Genomic DNA, 16,756 nt, shown 5'->3' on the forward strand with positions numbered 1-16,756 from the left:
AATTAAATATTATGAAAAATATAATAAAAAGACAATATAAAAGAATTGCAATATTATCCTCTGCATTATTAATGCTTTCTTTAAGTTTATCTTGTAGCAGCGATTATCTGGATGCAGATCCTACCACTGCAGTATCTGAAGAATCAGCTTATTCCAGTGCATCCAATTTAATGGCTATCGTAAACGGTATGCACAGAGATATGTATTACAGACAAAACAGCAGCCAGGGACAAAACGGACAGGGAGGAATCATGATTATGATGGATGCCCTTGGAGAAGACTTGGTTTTTCCTTCTACAGGTAACGGCTGGTATGTTTCAACAGTAAGATGGCTGGATCAAATCAATGAGAACGGGGCTAATGATTTCTATCCTTTCCAGTTTTACTATGCGTTGATCAGAAATGCTAATCTTATTATTGCTAATGGACCTACAGTACCTACTACAAACGCGGCAGAAGTTGCAACTGTAAAACAAGCAATTGCTGAAGCTTATGCTTTCAGAGCATTCAGTTATTATATGCTGGTTCAGATCTATGGAAAAAGATACGTTCCAAACACAACCAACAGTCAGCTTGGAGTTCCTATCAGATTGGAAGCGAATGAAGTTCCGTTGGCAAGAAATACAGTAGAAGAAGTTTATGCTCAAATCAACAGCGATATTGCAGAAGCATTATCAAGACTGAGCAGCTCAAGATCTACAAAATCTCATTTTAATGATAAAGTAGTACTAGGTTTAAGAGCGAGAGTTGCCCTTACACAAGGTAACTATGCTTTAGCTGCAACTTCTGCTCAACAGGCTAGAGCAGGATTTACTTTGATGGACAACGCAACCTATGTTGCCGGATTTAATAATCTGGAAGGTAATGGAGAATGGATATGGGGTGCTACCATTATTGCAGATCAGACTGACTATTTTGGAAATTTTGGAGCTTATATGTCAAGAAACTATAACTCTACCAACATCAGACAGAATCCTAAAGCAATGAACAGTAAGCTTTACGCATTGTTTCCAAATACAGACATCAGAAAGAAACTTGTAGACCCTACAGGAAATCATGCAGGAGCAGCAGCAGCTCCGCCAAGTCCGGCAATACCAGCTGTTTCTTTACCTGCAACTTATTCAAAATTCCCGTATACAAGTCAGAAGTTCTTATCTGTAAGTGCTTCAGACAGTAGAATGGATGTGCCTTATATGAGAGCTGCGGAAATGTATCTTATCGAAGCTGAAGCTAAAGCAAGATTAGGTGATGAAGCAGGATCTAAGGTTGTATTTAACGCTTTTTCTATCAACAGAAACCCTGCCTATACCGGAGCTACTACAACGGGAGCTGCTTATATTACAGAAATTTTGAACAGCAGAAGAATAGAGCTTTGGGGTGAAGGATTCAGGTTCTTAGATCTTAAGAGATTGAATCAGGGATTAGACAGAACCGGAGCCAATCATTCTGCAGTAGTAGTAAACAATGTAATGACTGTTGCTAATACAGATAACAGATGGGAATTCTTGATCCCTAGAGCAGAGATCAATGCCAATCCGCTTATTGTACAGAATCCATTGTAATTCTTATTCAAATTTTAATATTTTTTTTAAAACCTTGCCTATTTCAGGCAAGGTTTTTATGCTTTTAGCAAATTAATAGAAACTGTAGCCAGTTCAGAATCCGGGAACTTTCTGGAAAATTCTTTATCAATATTCAATCCTACTTCCGAGCATACTTTTCTGAAAACATCAATTTCAAGAATATATTGATCTGAATAACCATGGGTCGCTTCATATGCTGTTGCAGCAGTTTTTCCGATGTTTTCACTTGTTAATTTGGGATCTAAAGAATGCAATTCAATAATTAAAAGTCCGTTCTTCCGAATATAAGGCAACCAAAGTTCCAGATGTTCTTTTAAACTTTCTTCTACCAGGTTATTGGATAGTCTTTTTCCCCTGAAAGCAAATGCCCCTGTTGATTGGCTGATTCTTTCAGGCTTCTTATTGTCCGGAGTTTTCCAAACCCTGTTATGATCCAGAAAGGTTCGGATATTCAAGAGGTCAGAAAGCCCGATCTCATAATTCTCTTGTAAATCTTTTGCCAATTGTTGAGGATTCCCGATATCTCCCCATATTACCTTCGCCCAGATATCATTGTTGATAAGGTTGGCTCTGGTTGCTTTCAGTGCGGCATGATTATAATCTGCCCCAACCAGAAATAAAGGATATTCTTCAAGCATTTTTCCACGAAGTGTATACCTTTCTATGGTTTCAAATATATGTTGGATGAATGCGCCATTTCCGCAACCCATATCCAGGACCCCTTTCGGCTGGAGATGAATAGGCTGGTTGAAAATGTTAATAATGAAATCATTGGCAACTTTAAAATAATTAGAGTGGGCGCCGCCACTTCCCCAAACATTCATTGTTCTGTCTACGTGGATTTCGTCTTCTCCTTCAGAGATCTCTCTTATTTTAGAAGCGTCCCCGAACAACAGATCATCCATTTTATTAAGCAGAGGTAGATAAGATACCGTAACACCATAAGAAGTTGCTCTTTTGGCAAAGTAGATGCCGGTTTCCGTAAATTTATAATTGTCTCCTGTTTTTTTAAACCAGCCTAAGTGAGTAAGGAAGTCCAGGATAATTTCAAAATTATCGGAATTTTTATGAAACTCAGCCGCCTGAAAAGAAGTTTCCATAAAATACTTATGAAACATACCTGTCATTCCGAGATATACAATAATAGGCCCGATTACACAGCCTTCAATATGCTTCAGGATTTGCTCCTGGATTTTTCGCTCATCAGGATTTTCGGCTGATGTAATTCCAAAATTATTTTTAATGGCATCTGTGAGTTGGGCAAAGTCATCAATAAAACCACCTTCTTTAATCTGACTTTTCATATCAACAGATTTTTTCTGAAACGGAATCACTTTAAGGTAAAGAGGAGAATATTTTTGCAAATATTGAGTATTATGATTAGCCGAAAGGATCACTTCATCTTTTTCGTTATTCACATGGTAATCTAAAAAGCCCTGTGAAGATAACGTTCGTAATGCCACATTAAGATATCCGTCATGAGCTTTGAACGTTTCAACAAGCTGCTGCAGTCTGATTTCCTTTTTATCCATGATGTAGCAAATGATATCCTTTTTGATAAGAGAAGCTACGGTGGGAGCTGCGACAATGCCGTCCAGATGTCTGAAAATGAGCGAACGCAAAACGTTTTTATTCATGTTATTCCATATTAGTTTCTTAAAATTAAGAATTCCTGATGACGGGTAGAAAATTAATATTAAAAATTTAAAAAAATAATTTTGTGATTTGAAATTTAATTTTAACTTTGTATTTCAAAGTTCTTTATATGGATACAAAAAACTATCACGAAGACCTGTCTCATATCCGTTCCATGATGGAACGCTCTTCCAGATTTATTTCATTAAGTGGTTTGTCAGGAGTTTTTGCAGGTCTTGCTGCAATCATCGGAGCTGTGTATGTCTATTTTGTTTTTCAGAGGGAGGGAATTGATTACTTTGATGGGGAGAGAAATATATATAGTCCCGCATTAGTAAAAGAACTTGTTATTGTTGGAACTTTGATTTTAATTACTGCTGTTTTATGCGGCTATATTTTCACGGCCAATAAAAGTAAAAGAAATGGGCTTAAAATATGGGATGCCACCACTAAACGCCTTTTAGCTACTTTCGCAGTTCCTCTGATTACCGGCGGGATTGTTTGCCTCGGTTTACTCTATCATCACCTTTTTGCGTGGGTTGCTCCTGCAACACTGATTTTTTATGGCCTGGCTTTGGTGAGTGCCGAAAGATATACGCTGACAGATATTAAATATTTAGGATATTGCCAGATTGTTTTAGGACTTATTTCCTTTTTCTTTTTAGGTTGGGGATTAGTTACCTGGACATTTGGTTTCGGAGTTCTGCACATTGTTTACGGATTAATCATGCATAAGAAATACAAATAATTTAAATTTGCAGATTTGAAATTAATTTCAAGAATTCTGTTACCTATATTATGATCAAAATAAATCAACTCAACAAAGAATTTGAAAGTCGTGTAAGATTGGGCATTATGTCTGTTCTTATGGTAAACGATTGGGTTGATTTCTCAGAAATGAAAGCATTACTGGAAATTACGGATGGTAATTTGGCAAGTCACAGCAATGCGTTGGAAAAAGCGGCTTATATAGAAGTGAAAAAAGAGTTTGTAGGGAAAAAACCAAAAACCTCATACAGAGTCACGCAAAGTGGAAGAGAAGCTTTTTCAGAACATTTAAATGCACTGGAAAAATTATTAGGAAAATAAAGAAATTTTTTTTGAAAATAAACTTTGTAATTCAAAGTACTTTATAATTAAATATTAGAAAAAATGAAAACACTTAAACAAACAAACATTTTAATTTTCGCAGTTCCTGCCTTGCTTTTGGCAGCCGCTTTTTTCGGAAATCTTTTTATAGAAGGATTTGACTGGTCACTATTTGATTTCATCATTGCCGGAATTTTACTTTTCGGAACAGCATTCATCATTAATCTTGTGGTGAACTCAAATAAAAGTTTTTCTTACAAATTAATTATTTGTGGGATTATTCTGGTAGTGCTGATTTTAATTTGGATGGAACTGGCGGTAGGAATTTTCGGGACTCCTTTTGCCGGAAGTTAATAGAGGAGGGATATATGGATTTCTTTTGATAATACTATTTAATAAAAAATGGAAAATTCAGAAGCGGAAAGTGTAGGGAAATTTTTTTTCTGGGCCTCGTTGATCTTAGGAAACATTTGTCTTTTTGGATATATGCTGACGAAATGGGATGGCTTCGCCGGAGGAGGCATTTTCCTTCTTACGTTCGGTACGGTGATCAATTTAATTGTTGCACTAGGATTATTGCTATACGGAGCCTTTAATACCTCCCATTTAGATTCCTGCGTCAGAGGAGTATGTCTGATGCTTGTGAATATTCCTATTGCCGTTTTATATGCATTCATCGGAATTAATATAATTCGATAATGATAAAAGATTTATTATAAACTAAAAAATAATATGAAAAAACAACGTGTCCGCTTCCTGCTCTTTGTATATGATCATACCCAGAAGCTCTACAGAAAATATTTTAAAAAGAAAAAAAGACAATGGCAATTTAATGAAAAACAACTGCTTGAATTTGAGGCTGACTCTCTCGGGAGAAAGCTGGGAGAGTTCTATAAAAAACATGGTTTTACCATGATCCCGAAAATGGAAAATCATGATGTCCACCATTTAATTACAGGTTGTGGAACCAATTTCGAAGATGAAATAGCCATGCAGTATCTGCTCCTCGGAAACGGTAAAATGAATGCCCATCTTTTGGCGGCTATAGGCTTGGGAACTCTCATCTTACCGGAATATATCGGTATATACATACAGGCATACAAAAAAGGGCAGAAGATGAGGCCGTTTTACGATTGGGATTTCGAAGGATTGCTCTGGCAAAACTTTGATCACGTGAAAGATTTTATCTTTCAGAAAAATACGGTAATTCACTTCTAAAAAGCAAATTATGAAAACACATCATTATATATTTCTTACAACCGCTTTATTCATTGTTTTGTTTTACGATGAAAATATAGGTTTAAACCTTGGAATTTTAGGAATCGCCTATGCACTGCTTACTCTGTTCAGAACTCAGGAAAAAAACCGCACCAAAACCTTTCTCTTTCTTGTTGCGACGAGTATTCTTTCAAGTGCTGCTTTTGCCTGGTATGCAGATTTTCCTTCATTTCTGGCGGTGGTAAGTTCACTTTTATTACTGTCTTACAGATCCAGAAACAGGAGAATGAAAATTCTCCTTCTTATCCCTGTTTTTATTGTCAACAGTTTTACCTTTATCTGTAGGTTTTTCAGTTTTGACGACTGGCTACCCAAAAGGAATGTATCCGGTTTGTGGCAGAAAATATTGGCTTTCATACTTATTCCATTATTTCTGCTGGCAGTTTTCTTTGCAATCTACACTGTGGGAAGCAGCCACTTTGCTCATTTTTTTGAAAATATTGAATTGGATATCAACATCTGGCAATTGATCTGCATTACGGTTTTAGGATTTTTTATAGCCTTTAATTTCTGGAACTATATGGTGGAGAAAATTATTTATAAGCAAAACCCCATCCTGAATAACAATTTTGGTGATAAAGCTAAAATTCAAAAGCCCACTTATTCCTTTCTTGAGCTTGAATCCGAGAGAATGAGCGGAATTATTTCCTTCTTCGTTCTGAATGTTTTGCTGATTTTCTTCATCATTACCTACAATTACGAACAATTCTATGAAGTTACAAAAAGCCCGGCTCAGCTTTCAGATGAAACCCATGAAAGAGTGATTGCCGTCATCATGTCTATTGCTATGGCCATTATGGTCATCATGTTCTACTTCAAATCAGGCTTCAATTTTGATCCTAAAGCCGGATTCATGAAGATATTGGCAAAAATCTGGATTTTCCTGAATGTCGTTCTCATTCTTTCTGCAGCCGTGAAAAATTCAGAATATATTATCAATTACGGATTTACCTATAAGAGATTAGGTGTATACGCTTTCCTGCTTTTATCATTAATAGGATTAATCTTTACTTTCATTAAAATTCAATATCAAAAAACAAATGCTTATCTCTTTAATAATATGACCTGGTATGTGTATGGGACTATTCTGATTTGCAGTTATTTCAATTGGGGCGGAATCATTACTTCCCAGAATATGAAGCGTAAAGATTTTGTACTTGATTATCACAAAAGAGAAATCAACTTTAATGAAAAATGGCTTTTAAAGTACGCTGAGGAAAAGCATGATGTGAATCTGAAAAATGAACTCATGAAGGAAGTAAAAATAAAGCAAAATGAAAGCTTCCTTTCTCAAATAGGTTATTACGAAACCATTAAATAAGTAAGTTTAACAATGATACAGAAACTGATAAAGCATCAAAGGCTGGAAATAAGTCTGCTTCTCCTGCTGATGACCATATTTTGCTTTAGCCTTTCCATATTCAGATATTATATAAGTGAAACAAAAGTGTTTTTCTTCCTGAACTGGAATTTATTCCTGGCCTGGATCCCTTTGATCATTACATCCTTCGCCCTGATCTTTCATATAAAAAGTAAAATCTCACTGATGATCATGATGATGATCTGGATTTTGTTCTTTCCTAATTCACCATACATCTTAACGGATCTCTTTCACCTGAAAGTCAGAAACAATATTCCGATCTGGTATGATCTCGTAGTGATTCTTTCCTATGCATGGACCGGACTGATCTGCGGTTTTATGAGCCTGAGTGATATTGAAAAATTTCTTTCCGCCTATCTGAGAAGACCGGTGATCAATTTTATTGTTATTGTTTTCTTATTCCTGAGCAGTTTCGGGGTATACCTCGGAAGATTCCTGCGATGGAACAGCTGGGATATTTTGAATAATCCTTTCGGGCTTTTCAATGACATCATCGTGAGATTCATTTATCCTATGGAGTATACAAAAACATGGGGAGTAACCCTATTAATGGGTGTCATGCTTAATTTTATGTATTTCATGGTTAGGGGCATCAAAAAAGGGAATCAAATCACAGTACCGATTAATAACTCGTAGCGAATTCCCGGCTAATGGAACAATTTTGGCATAGAATGACTAAAATTAGTTAATATGAAAAAAGTGTTATTGTTAATCCCCTTAATCATTATTTCCTGTAAAAAAGAGACACATGTTTCAGAAACGGCTAATAACGATTCAATAATGGTAACAGAACAACCTGATCCGCACGCGCAGGCGGATTCGGCTGCATGGAAGAAAAAAGATTCGATCATTAATAATGCTCCCGAAACAAAAAAAGTGTTAAGGGAGGGAGTTATGAGAACGGAAAGGGAAGGGCAGATCATAAGAACGGCGGATGCTTCACAGCTTCCCTTTACTTTGGGAGAAGAATTTACCAAGGATAATCAGGAGCTGGTATTGAAAATTACCAACTATGATCAGCCAACTCTCAAAGCAAAAATTTCCACTCATGAAAAAGATTTTAACATCCGTTTCAATCAGATAAAACTTCCGAATGGCGAATATGATGGCCCGTTTGGAAGAGAAATTTCTTACGAAATTCCCACAACAGGAGAAGTCTGGCTCATCATAGGAAAAAGTAATATGGCATCCGGAAGTACGAAAGGAGGTTTTTCAGTAAGTGTGGAATAATTGGTACAATTTCTGTAAGGTATCTTAAAAAGAATTACTATTATGAAAAATATAGTTTTAACCGCAGTAATAGCTTCCGCAGCATTAGTAAGTTGTGGTACGGTGCAGTCTCTGGTTCAGAATACTTTTCCCTACACCGCTAATATTTTAATTTCCACAGGAGTTCCCGCCAATCAGGAAGTTTCATCCACAGCAACCGCCACCAATGTACAGACGTGGTTTGGAGGAAATAATAATGCACAGATCAAAGATGTAAGGATTTCGGATGCAAAAGTTTCTGTAGTATCTCCTTCAGGCGGAAATCTGAGTGCCCTGAAATCAATTAAAGTGTATATTTCCTCAAGCGGAACAGGAGAAAAGTTAGTGGCATCACGTACAGATATTTCCACTACATCATCAAGTGTGAATTTAGATCTTAACGATACAGGATATCTGGATAATGTGGTAAAAAGTAGCGGTCTTACGGTAAGAACCGTTTATGAATTGAGAAATCAGACTACCTCTGACATGAATTTGAGAGTAGCACTTAATTTTAACAGTGTTCCGGCTCAATAGTTTATAGCATTATACCATGAGGCTGCCCCGGAAACCGGGGCAGCCTCATGGTATAATTAAAAGATTCTTAGTCAATATATTTTAATTGTAATAATATTCTGCGGACAGGTCCTGTAATAAATTTATTATTGTTGGTGAGCCATATTATGGAAATATTCTTTTCCGGGATCATGATCAGATGAGATTTGAATCCGCCCTGATCTCCTGAATGTTCTATAACATTTACTGATTCCTCAGTTTTTTGTTCCGCATAGAACCCTTTATGCACAAACCATACACCCGAATGAAACATAGGGTTTTCTTTTTTCCAGTTTTCAGGAGTTTGAGTCGTTTGAGACGATTCTATAATATTGCAGTTAGTTATTTTGCATTCCTGAATTGCTTTTATATATTTTCTTAAATCCTCTACAGAACTCCACACTCCTCCATTTCCGGCAGCTGTAAAAGTTGGATATTCGCCGTAATCACATTCGTGGTATGTATTATCCTTAAAAATATAGCCGTGAGCAACATTTTTATGAGGATATTTGCCATTGGTTATTTTGCTGTTTTTCATTCCGCTAGGTTTGAAAATATTTTTACTAATGAAACGTTGCCATTTCGTTTTGCTTACTTTTTCTATGACTAAAGCCAATCCATTGTATGCCGGATTGGAATATTCCCATTTGGAGCCGGGCTCAAAGTCCAAAGAATCGGTAAGCTTTAACGGCCGGAAGTTCTCTTCATCTTTTGCCGTTAAATAAAATACACTGTCCTTTTCCACACCTCTGCTGTCCGGAAGCCCGGAAGTGTGGGTCAGCAGATGCCTTAATTGTACTTTGGAAGCAATGCTTTTATTTTTGAAATCCGGAAAGAATTTGAATAGGTTATCCTCCACAGATAACATTTTTCTGTCCTGAAGAATTAAAACTCCATAGGCTACAAATGTTTTGGTAATAGATCCTATATTCGAAACGGTTTTGCTGGTAAACTTTTCTTTAGTTTGCAGGTCTGCTAAGCCATAAGACTTTTCATATAATACTTTTTCGCCTTGTTGAATAAAGATGCTTCCCCCGGGTTCATTATCACGGAATATATCTGAAAAAGCAGAATCCAGCTTTGTTTTTAAAAGCTCATCCCGGGATTGTCCACAACAGCAAATAGAATACAAAAATGCAAACAAAACTGCAAGAAGAAAATCAGATCTAAACATCGGACTAACTTTTTGTAATAGAATCCATCACAATGGTTACAGGTCCGTCATTGATCAAGGACACCTTCATGTCTGCGCCAAAAATCCCGCTTTCGGTTTTTAATCCCGTTTTTCCAATCTGTTCCTTAAAATATTCAAAAAGAGGAATGGCTTTATCTGGTTTGGCTGCCTTTATAAATGAAGGACGGTTTCCTTTTTTATAATCTGCGATCAGAGTAAATTGGCTGATACAAAGGATCTCTCCTGCAATATCCTGTACAGAAAGATTAAGCTTTTCATCAGCATCACCGAAAATTCTTAAATTCAGAATTTTCTGTACCAGCCAGTCGGCATCCGCCTTTTCATCCGCCTCATCAATACCTACCAACACCATTAATCCCTTAGTAATTTCCCCAACCATTTTTCCATCCACCTTCACACCGGCTTCTGAAACTCTTTGTATGACTGCTTTCATATTTAGAAATATACCGTTAAAATTTTACCAGACGGATCATAATTGTAGGGATAAGTTTTAGGCGGAACAGAAGAAACTGCTGTAGGCTGTCCGGTAAGGAGAATCCATGTTGCATTATCTTTTGGGCAGATAATACTGATGTTGTCTTTAACTTCCAGTGTAGTGTTTGTGTCCGGACATATATGAGGGGCATTCCTGTCGTACACTTTAAAATTCGTGTCGGAAGCTCTTACGATGATCAGCCCTCTGGTTCCCGACTGTTGTTCATTCACATACATCCATCCTCCCACCTGGTTTAAAACATTGTAAGCAGGCAGATTCAGATTTAGGGTAACATTGATGGGGGTGTTCGGAAAACAGCTTACGGTATCATCGGTGCTACCACATGAATTTATGCTTAAATTGCTGAATATCAGTAAAGTGAAAATAGATAAGATTGAAAAAGTTTTTTTCATTTCAATTTAAATTTTTATATATTTGTAAAAATTAAACGATTACTAAACCAAAAACATTGTCCGGCAAATGTCGGATTATTTTTTTATACTAAAACTAAATTTTTAAAATTATGGCAAGCTACGTAACAAAGGAGGGACTAGAGAAAATGAAAGCTGAGCTGGAACAGTTGGAAACTGTAGAAAGACCAAAAATTACCCAGCAGATTGCAGAAGCAAGAGATAAAGGTGATTTATCTGAAAATGCAGAATATGATGCTGCTAAAGAAGCACAGGGAATGTTGGAAATGAGAATTTCTAAACTTAAAGATGCTATTGCCACTTCAAAAATTATAGATGAGAGCCAATTAGACACTTCAAAAGTCTCTATTTTAACAACAGTGAGATTAAAAAACAATGCAACGAAGCAGGAACAGGTTTTTACATTGGTTCCGGATAATGAAAGTGACCTTAAAAGTGGTAAGATTTCCGTAAATACACCTATCGCAAAAGGTTTGCTGGGAAAAGCTGTTGGAGAAACAGCAGAAATTACGTTACCTAACGGTAATAAATTGTCTTTTGAAGTACTGGAAATCACACTGTAATTCCGGTATCAATTTTTAAACTCTAATTTCTATTGAAGAATGAGCACTATATTCACAAAAATCATTAACGGCGAAATTCCATCCTATAAAATAGCAGAAGATGAAAACTTTATAGCATTTTTGGATGCCATGCCGCTGGTGAAAGGCCATACATTGGTAGTTCCCAAAAAAGAAGTTGATCTTATTTTTGATTTGGACAGTGAAGAATATAAAAACCTTTGGGGGTTTGCACAGAAGGTAGCCAAAAAAATAAAAAATGCTATTCCGTGTGTAAGAGTGGGGGTGGCAGTAGTAGGACTGGAAGTACCTCATGCTCACATTCATTTGATTCCTTTGAATAAGATGGAAGATATGAACTTCAGAAATGAAAGATTGAGATTAACAAGTGAAGAGTACACGGAAATTCAAAACTCAATTATTAATTCTTAAAAAAATAATAAGATCGTAAAAAAGAAATTTTTTACGATTTTCTTTAAACAGATTATATTATATAGAATATGAATGCAAACCAGTGTTCTTTCTGCGGAAGAAAAAGAAATGAAGTGCAGATGCTGATTTCCGGGCAGAATGGTTTTATTTGTGAAAACTGTATTGAGCAGGCACACTCGATTGTAAAAGACAGCACCTCAAAAGATGGTTTTTCTCCTGCTGAAACGATAGATGAACTTAAAAAGCCAAAAGAAATTAAAGAATTTCTGGATCAGTATGTGATCGGGCAGGATCAGGCAAAAAAGCAGCTTTCAATTGCAGTATATAATCATTATAAAAGATTGCTGCATGCTCAGGATGAAAACAGAGAGGTAGAGCTTGAAAAGTCCAATATCATCATGATAGGGGAAACCGGAACAGGGAAAACCCTGTTGGCCAAAACCATCGCCAGAGAGTTGAATGTTCCGTTCTGTATTGTGGATGCTACCATTCTTACGGAAGCCGGATATGTAGGAGAAGATGTTGAGAGTATTTTGTCAAGATTACTGATGGTGGCAGATTATGATGTGGAAAAAGCAGAAAAAGGAATTGTCTTCATCGATGAGATTGATAAAATTGCCAGAAAATCAGATAATCCAAGTATCACCAGAGATGTTTCCGGCGAAGGAGTTCAGCAGGGATTACTGAAATTGCTGGAAGGAAGTATTGTGAATGTTCCGCCCCAGGGGGGAAGAAAACATCCTGATCAGAAATATATCCAGGTAAATACACAGAATATTCTTTTTATTGCAGGAGGAGCATTTGATGGTATTAAGGAGATCATTGAAAGAAGGCTTAACAAGCAGGCGATTGGGTTCAGTGCTGAAAAAATCAATAAAGCTGATGAAGATGAATATATATTAACGAATATTAATGCGATTGATTTGCGTTCTTTCGGATTAATTCCCGAACTTTTAGGAAGATTTCCAATCATCACTTATCTGGATAAGCTCACCAAAGAAACGATGGTGAGAATTATGAAAGAACCGAAGAATTCAATTGTAAATCAGTTTGTTGAGCTATTTAAGATGGATGGCACAAAATTGGTATTCACCGACGGGGCTATTGAGAAAATTGTAGAGGAAACAATTGAAAAAGGATTAGGGGCAAGAGGTCTCAGAGGAACAACGGAAAAAGTTCTGGAAGATTATATGTTTTCAATCGGCGAAGAAAAGGAAATTATATTAACGGAAGATAATATATTTGTTAATAAATAACAATATATTTTTTTTCTTTAAAAAAAATATATATCTTTGCGGGTGAAGATTGTATTAACACACAACACACACAAATAATTTATATACAATGAGAAAAAGTTTATTTGCTATAGGTCTTTTAGCAATTAGTTACTCTGTTCAGGCGCAGATACTATGTCACGTAGACACTAATGCTAATATGTATGTGAGTAAAGGCACGCTAGTTTATAGTGGTGGAGGCATGCAAATGAAAGGAAATGGTGTTATTGAAAACCACGGAAATGTAATGGTTTCCGGCAGTGGTACTGATCTTTTCAAAACAATCGATGCTTCAAATGTCGATAAAACAGAAGCAAACGGAGGAGGTAACTTCATTAATATGTTAAATGAACCTGCTGCGTATGCGACTGTCAATACAAATAGTTCCTCAGCTACTCCTGTTTACACGTATGGTCAGCTTTATATCAGTGGTATTCCACAAGCCAATATTACTGGTATCGTAGATCAGCAGGTAAGGCAAATAAGACATGGTGATTACCAACAGATGGGTATGCCATTCTTTATGAAAACGCCTTCTACTTTAAATACCGAACTCGGTAAAACATTTTCAAACGTTAGACGTTCCAAGAATGAATTTTTGTATTATAACAATGCCAATGTAGTGGCTGTTCATTTGAATGATATAACAGGACCGCTTAAATTTGGTGATGCTGCTCCGGCACATGCTTACTGGATGGTAGGAGGTACGGGACTTGACCTAACCACTACAAGAACATTGAAAGGACGTCCGGTATCTGATGATGGTTCCTTTGCGAACGCTCCTATTACCCTACAGAATGCAGGTGCTTTTGTTAACTTTGGACTTAACGGGAACAACGTTAACCAATACAATGAAAAGTACAATACCTATGTTCAGGATGGTTTCCATATGGCAGCAGGGGGCACAGCTTGGCAGGGTAACTATGGTAAAAACTGGTATCAGTTTTCGAATCCATATCTTACCAACCTTGATTTATCGTTAATTGGTACTGCTGAAGCTGGAGCTACAGGTAACGGAGATAACATCAACCTGACAAATATTTACGGAATAAGATTTGAACCAACCGGAATTGTAAGTAATCAAGGAGGGACAAGTTCAGCAGCCTATCAGGCAGTTACATTTTCTGCAGGAGTTCCTACAGGGAATGTTGATTACTTAATGGTAAGACCTTTTGGAACTTTCGCTATTAAACTTAATGATAATAGTGCTGCTAATGTTCTTGATATCAGCAGACTAAGAAGATTTAATTATTATAGCAGATCTGCTACTACCGATTACAGTGTAACAGCAAATAAGAGCGCTACCGCCAAAACAGGAACTGTAAAACAATTAGGTATTATAGCTCTTGATGCTGACGGAAAAGAAGTAGACAGAACTTATTATGTTGTGTATCCAAATGCTACTACAGGGTATTCTGCAAATGCAAACACTCAATTTGCCGCTTCGGCATTTAATACGCTGGGTACATTTGAAGAAGCTCCTACAGGAGGATATGATTATAATTATACTTCCTCTTACTGGTTATATATTAACGAAGCTAATGAAAACAATTTCTTAGGAAAGAATGTTAAATTAGTAAACTATAGCTCTAATATTAAATTCTACAAATTCGAAATTAGAGAGAATGCAGCTTTGGTTGCTAACGGAACACACCAATTATCTTCAGGTGTTGGATTCTATTATAAAGCTCCTAACGGCAGTGTAATGCAGGCTAAGCAAGGAGAAGTAGTTCCTGTTTCTAACAGCGAATACGATGTATATTATGGAATGCCTAACAATACATTGGCAACTGAAACGCCTTCTGTTAAGCCTTCAAGAACAATGGTAATTTATAATCCAGAAATTACCAACTATATTGTTAGATTTGATCCCAACTGGAAAAAAGCAGATATTGAAGTTTATGATATGAGCGGTAAACTGGTAATCTCTAAAAAAGCAGTTAATACTTCTACTGATTTTGTAATTGAACTGGATGGTTCACTTAAAAACTCATATGTTGTAAAAATTGTTTCTGATAAAGGAGAAACTGTTAACACTAAAATCTTAAAATAGAAATCTAATGAAAACTATCAATAAACTAGTCACATCAGCTTTTTTTCTTTCAGCAGTCTCGTTATTCAATGCACAAACGGTTACTAATCCTGGTGGAGGTGTAGTAGGACCGGGAGCGCCGGCATCACCAATTGATATGTATGTATATGCTTTATCAGCCGTAGCAATTTTGTTCATCGTATTTTTTGCGACAAAGATCAAAAGACAGAAAATATAAAATTTTATTAAAATATTTTAAACTCTCTGATTAATCAGGGAGTTTTTTTATTTTTACCTAATGAAAAAGATTTATATACTATCGGCAGTATTGTCTGCATTCTCACTGCAGGCTCAATTTACGGTTTCGGTTCAAGCCCCTGCAGATTTCAAAGAACAAGATGCAATTCTCTATACATTAAACGGATCAAAAGATATTATTGTCACAAAAGAGCAAAGTAAGAATAATGTCTGGACTTTTAAATATCCTAAGAGCTATACGGGGATGATGAAGGTGTATTTTCCTAATACCAATAATAATGTAAGCTTTATTTCTGAGAATAAGAATGTAAGTATAAAGTTGGATACACAAAACAATAAAATCAAAGAAGTTGCTTATCTGGATGAAGTAAATGATCTGATGAGTACTTTACAGGAAGGATCCCAGAAAAAAGAACTGATCTTACCTGCTTTAGCTCAGATTAAAGAATATTACAAAGACAATACTGAGTTTGGAAAGGCTTTGAAAGCAGAAATAGGAAGATTGTCAACGGGAGCGGGAGATATCGACCAGGCTAAGCATCCTTTTATTTATTACTATAATACAAATTATAACAAGTTTTTGTCAAATAATACGACTAATAAAGCAAGCCAGGATGATATCGTTAACTTTTTAGATAAATCCGGCGATATGCTTGAAACTTCATCACTATTGAGGCCCGTACTGGTTGCTTATCTTAATGCCGGAGGTAATGCGAATGTCGGAGGCTCAGTAGATAAGCTTTTAGAAAGGTTAAAAGTTGAGACACCACGTGGGCAGACCGTACTATCAGAACTGATTGATATTTTTGATGTCTATGAAATGGGTGAGCTTAAGGATAAATACCTGAATCTTGCTAAAAACCTAAAATGTACTATTACAGACAGGCTTGCTTCAACCCTTAAATCCAATGCAAATGTAGAGTTGGGAGCTGCTTTTCCAAATTATAAATTTCAGTCGCCGGTTAACTCAACTGCAAAATCGCTCTATGATGTAAAAGCGGATAAAAAAATTATTATTTTCTGGTCATCTACTTGTTCACATTGTGAAAGTGAGCTTCCGCAGCTTTTAACAAAATACAATGATCTGAAGACAAAAAATATTCAGATTATAGGCTTTTCCTTAGATACGGACAAAGATTCTTATTCTAAAAAGATTGCTGCCTTTCCATGGATCAATGATTCCGAATTGAAAGGATGGAACAGCAGCTATACAGATACCTACAATATACATGCTACACCAACGTATTTTATTTTAGATGCTAACAATAAGATAATCAGCAAACCAGACCATGTAGGCGATGTTTTGGAATATTTTAAGTTAAAATAATTT

20 protein-coding genes are annotated in these 16,756 nt (G+C 36.2%); 16 read left to right on the forward strand and 4 right to left on the reverse strand.

What is annotated here, in order from left to right:
• The first annotated feature begins 11 nt into the window (after window positions 1–11).
• Entirely contained in the window at window positions 12–1,562 is a 1,551-nt protein-coding gene (locus ACGHIN_RS08520) for a RagB/SusD family nutrient uptake outer membrane protein (RefSeq protein WP_390452547.1), read from the forward strand.
• Window positions 1,563–1,618: 56 nt separating this feature from the next.
• On the opposite strand, the gene ACGHIN_RS08525 is transcribed toward ACGHIN_RS08520, so the two are convergent.
• Window positions 1,619–3,220: an AprA-related methyltransferase gene (locus ACGHIN_RS08525; protein WP_390452549.1), complete on the reverse strand. Its 1,602-nt coding sequence runs from the start codon at window positions 3,218–3,220 to the stop codon at window positions 1,619–1,621.
• Between the two features lie 128 nt (window positions 3,221–3,348).
• Here ACGHIN_RS08525 and ACGHIN_RS08530 point away from each other — a divergent pair, with 128 nt between their 5' ends.
• From ACGHIN_RS08530 to ACGHIN_RS08570, 9 genes are all read left to right on the forward strand, one after another.
• Window positions 3,349–3,966 carry a hypothetical protein gene (locus ACGHIN_RS08530; protein WP_390452551.1) on the forward strand — a complete coding sequence of 206 codons (618 nt, stop codon included), beginning with the start codon at window positions 3,349–3,351 and terminating at the stop codon, window positions 3,964–3,966.
• Window positions 3,967–4,016: 50 nt separating this feature from the next.
• A complete protein-coding gene (locus tag ACGHIN_RS08535) occupies window positions 4,017–4,307 on the forward strand; it encodes a winged helix-turn-helix domain-containing protein (RefSeq protein ID WP_390452552.1) in 291 nt (96 codons plus the stop codon).
• 63 nt (window positions 4,308–4,370) lie between these two features.
• Window positions 4,371–4,661 carry a hypothetical protein gene (locus tag ACGHIN_RS08540; RefSeq protein ID WP_390452554.1) on the forward strand — a complete coding sequence of 97 codons (291 nt, stop codon included), beginning with the start codon at window positions 4,371–4,373 and terminating at the stop codon, window positions 4,659–4,661.
• Between the two features lie 48 nt (window positions 4,662–4,709).
• Window positions 4,710–5,006, forward strand: a complete 297-nt coding sequence (locus ACGHIN_RS08545) for a hypothetical protein (RefSeq protein ID WP_390452555.1) — start codon at window positions 4,710–4,712, stop codon at window positions 5,004–5,006.
• A 33-nt stretch (window positions 5,007–5,039) separates the two neighbouring features.
• A complete protein-coding gene (locus ACGHIN_RS08550; RefSeq protein ID WP_390452557.1) occupies window positions 5,040–5,525 on the forward strand; it encodes a Coq4 family protein in 486 nt (161 codons plus the stop codon).
• A 10-nt stretch (window positions 5,526–5,535) separates the two neighbouring features.
• Entirely contained in the window at window positions 5,536–6,906 is a 1,371-nt protein-coding gene (locus tag ACGHIN_RS08555) for a DUF4153 domain-containing protein (protein WP_390452559.1), read from the forward strand.
• A gap of 12 nt (window positions 6,907–6,918) precedes the next feature.
• Window positions 6,919–7,602, forward strand: coding sequence for a DUF1361 domain-containing protein (locus tag ACGHIN_RS08560; protein WP_390452560.1), 684 nt, complete (start codon window positions 6,919–6,921; stop codon window positions 7,600–7,602).
• Between the two features lie 54 nt (window positions 7,603–7,656).
• Window positions 7,657–8,196, forward strand: coding sequence for a hypothetical protein (locus ACGHIN_RS08565; RefSeq protein ID WP_390452561.1), 540 nt, complete (start codon window positions 7,657–7,659; stop codon window positions 8,194–8,196).
• Between the two features lie 42 nt (window positions 8,197–8,238).
• Window positions 8,239–8,751, forward strand: a complete 513-nt coding sequence (locus ACGHIN_RS08570; protein ID WP_390452563.1) for a hypothetical protein — start codon at window positions 8,239–8,241, stop codon at window positions 8,749–8,751.
• Window positions 8,752–8,818: 67 nt separating this feature from the next.
• On the opposite strand, the gene ACGHIN_RS08575 is transcribed toward ACGHIN_RS08570, so the two are convergent.
• Genes ACGHIN_RS08575 through ACGHIN_RS08585 form a run of 3 tightly spaced genes read right to left on the reverse strand, consistent with a single transcriptional unit; the run spans window position 8,819 to window position 10,852 of the window.
• On the reverse strand, window positions 8,819–9,943 hold the full coding sequence (locus ACGHIN_RS08575) for a serine hydrolase domain-containing protein (protein WP_390452564.1): 1,125 nt from the start codon (window positions 9,941–9,943) through the stop codon (window positions 8,819–8,821).
• 4 nt (window positions 9,944–9,947) lie between these two features.
• Window positions 9,948–10,397 carry a D-aminoacyl-tRNA deacylase gene (dtd, locus tag ACGHIN_RS08580; protein WP_390452566.1) on the reverse strand — a complete coding sequence of 150 codons (450 nt, stop codon included), beginning with the start codon at window positions 10,395–10,397 and terminating at the stop codon, window positions 9,948–9,950.
• 2 nt (window positions 10,398–10,399) lie between these two features.
• Window positions 10,400–10,852, reverse strand: a complete 453-nt coding sequence (locus ACGHIN_RS08585; RefSeq protein ID WP_390452568.1) for a hypothetical protein — start codon at window positions 10,850–10,852, stop codon at window positions 10,400–10,402.
• A 110-nt stretch (window positions 10,853–10,962) separates the two neighbouring features.
• On the opposite strand from ACGHIN_RS08585, the gene greA reads away from it, so the two are divergent.
• The 6 genes from greA (at window position 10,963) to ACGHIN_RS08615 (ending at window position 16,753) form a co-directional block, all read left to right on the forward strand.
• Window positions 10,963–11,433 carry a transcription elongation factor GreA gene (gene greA / locus ACGHIN_RS08590; RefSeq protein WP_390452570.1) on the forward strand — a complete coding sequence of 157 codons (471 nt, stop codon included), beginning with the start codon at window positions 10,963–10,965 and terminating at the stop codon, window positions 11,431–11,433.
• A 39-nt stretch (window positions 11,434–11,472) separates the two neighbouring features.
• The gene (locus ACGHIN_RS08595) at window positions 11,473–11,862 is read left to right on the forward strand and encodes an HIT family protein (RefSeq protein ID WP_390452572.1); all 390 of its coding nucleotides are present in this window, start codon (window positions 11,473–11,475) and stop codon (window positions 11,860–11,862) included.
• A gap of 68 nt (window positions 11,863–11,930) precedes the next feature.
• Window positions 11,931–13,118, forward strand: coding sequence for an ATP-dependent Clp protease ATP-binding subunit ClpX (gene clpX, locus ACGHIN_RS08600; RefSeq protein WP_390452573.1), 1,188 nt, complete (start codon window positions 11,931–11,933; stop codon window positions 13,116–13,118).
• 88 nt (window positions 13,119–13,206) lie between these two features.
• Window positions 13,207–15,189, forward strand: coding sequence for a T9SS type A sorting domain-containing protein (locus tag ACGHIN_RS08605; RefSeq protein WP_390452575.1), 1,983 nt, complete (start codon window positions 13,207–13,209; stop codon window positions 15,187–15,189).
• A gap of 7 nt (window positions 15,190–15,196) precedes the next feature.
• Complete coding sequence (locus tag ACGHIN_RS08610) at window positions 15,197–15,406, forward strand: signal peptidase (protein ID WP_390452576.1); 210 nt, start codon at window positions 15,197–15,199, stop codon at window positions 15,404–15,406.
• 60 nt (window positions 15,407–15,466) lie between these two features.
• Window positions 15,467–16,753 carry a TlpA family protein disulfide reductase gene (locus tag ACGHIN_RS08615; RefSeq protein ID WP_390452578.1) on the forward strand — a complete coding sequence of 429 codons (1,287 nt, stop codon included), beginning with the start codon at window positions 15,467–15,469 and terminating at the stop codon, window positions 16,751–16,753.
• Window positions 16,754–16,756 lie beyond the last annotated feature (3 nt).

Source organism: Chryseobacterium barbadense (assembly GCF_042849955.1).
In the GTDB taxonomy this organism is placed as follows: domain Bacteria; phylum Bacteroidota; class Bacteroidia; order Flavobacteriales; family Weeksellaceae; genus Chryseobacterium.

Bases quoted from the DNA above. Each gene is read 5' to 3' on its own strand.
- ACGHIN_RS08520 (WP_390452547.1), top strand. From the start codon at position 12: ATGAAAAATATAATAAAAAGACAATATAAAAGAATTGCAATATTATCC.
- ACGHIN_RS08605 (WP_390452575.1), top strand. From the start codon at position 13,207: ATGAGAAAAAGTTTATTTGCTATAGGTCTTTTAGCAATTAGTTACTCT.
- ACGHIN_RS08525 (WP_390452549.1), bottom strand. From the start codon at position 3,220: ATGAATAAAAACGTTTTGCGTTCGCTCATTTTCAGACATCTGGACGGC.
- ACGHIN_RS08595 (WP_390452572.1), top strand. From the start codon at position 11,473: ATGAGCACTATATTCACAAAAATCATTAACGGCGAAATTCCATCCTAT.
- ACGHIN_RS08530 (WP_390452551.1), top strand. From the start codon at position 3,349: ATGGATACAAAAAACTATCACGAAGACCTGTCTCATATCCGTTCCATG.
- ACGHIN_RS08565 (WP_390452561.1), top strand. From the start codon at position 7,657: ATGAAAAAAGTGTTATTGTTAATCCCCTTAATCATTATTTCCTGTAAA.
- ACGHIN_RS08615 (WP_390452578.1), top strand. From the start codon at position 15,467: ATGAAAAAGATTTATATACTATCGGCAGTATTGTCTGCATTCTCACTG.
- dtd (WP_390452566.1), bottom strand. From the start codon at position 10,397: ATGAAAGCAGTCATACAAAGAGTTTCAGAAGCCGGTGTGAAGGTGGAT.
- clpX (WP_390452573.1), top strand. From the start codon at position 11,931: ATGAATGCAAACCAGTGTTCTTTCTGCGGAAGAAAAAGAAATGAAGTG.
- ACGHIN_RS08585 (WP_390452568.1), bottom strand. From the start codon at position 10,852: ATGAAAAAAACTTTTTCAATCTTATCTATTTTCACTTTACTGATATTC.
- ACGHIN_RS08545 (WP_390452555.1), top strand. From the start codon at position 4,710: ATGGAAAATTCAGAAGCGGAAAGTGTAGGGAAATTTTTTTTCTGGGCC.
- ACGHIN_RS08550 (WP_390452557.1), top strand. From the start codon at position 5,040: ATGAAAAAACAACGTGTCCGCTTCCTGCTCTTTGTATATGATCATACC.
- ACGHIN_RS08535 (WP_390452552.1), top strand. From the start codon at position 4,017: ATGATCAAAATAAATCAACTCAACAAAGAATTTGAAAGTCGTGTAAGA.
- ACGHIN_RS08555 (WP_390452559.1), top strand. From the start codon at position 5,536: ATGAAAACACATCATTATATATTTCTTACAACCGCTTTATTCATTGTT.
- ACGHIN_RS08575 (WP_390452564.1), bottom strand. From the start codon at position 9,943: ATGTTTAGATCTGATTTTCTTCTTGCAGTTTTGTTTGCATTTTTGTAT.
- greA (WP_390452570.1), top strand. From the start codon at position 10,963: ATGGCAAGCTACGTAACAAAGGAGGGACTAGAGAAAATGAAAGCTGAG.
- ACGHIN_RS08570 (WP_390452563.1), top strand. From the start codon at position 8,239: ATGAAAAATATAGTTTTAACCGCAGTAATAGCTTCCGCAGCATTAGTA.
- ACGHIN_RS08560 (WP_390452560.1), top strand. From the start codon at position 6,919: ATGATACAGAAACTGATAAAGCATCAAAGGCTGGAAATAAGTCTGCTT.
- ACGHIN_RS08540 (WP_390452554.1), top strand. From the start codon at position 4,371: ATGAAAACACTTAAACAAACAAACATTTTAATTTTCGCAGTTCCTGCC.
- ACGHIN_RS08610 (WP_390452576.1), top strand. From the start codon at position 15,197: ATGAAAACTATCAATAAACTAGTCACATCAGCTTTTTTTCTTTCAGCA.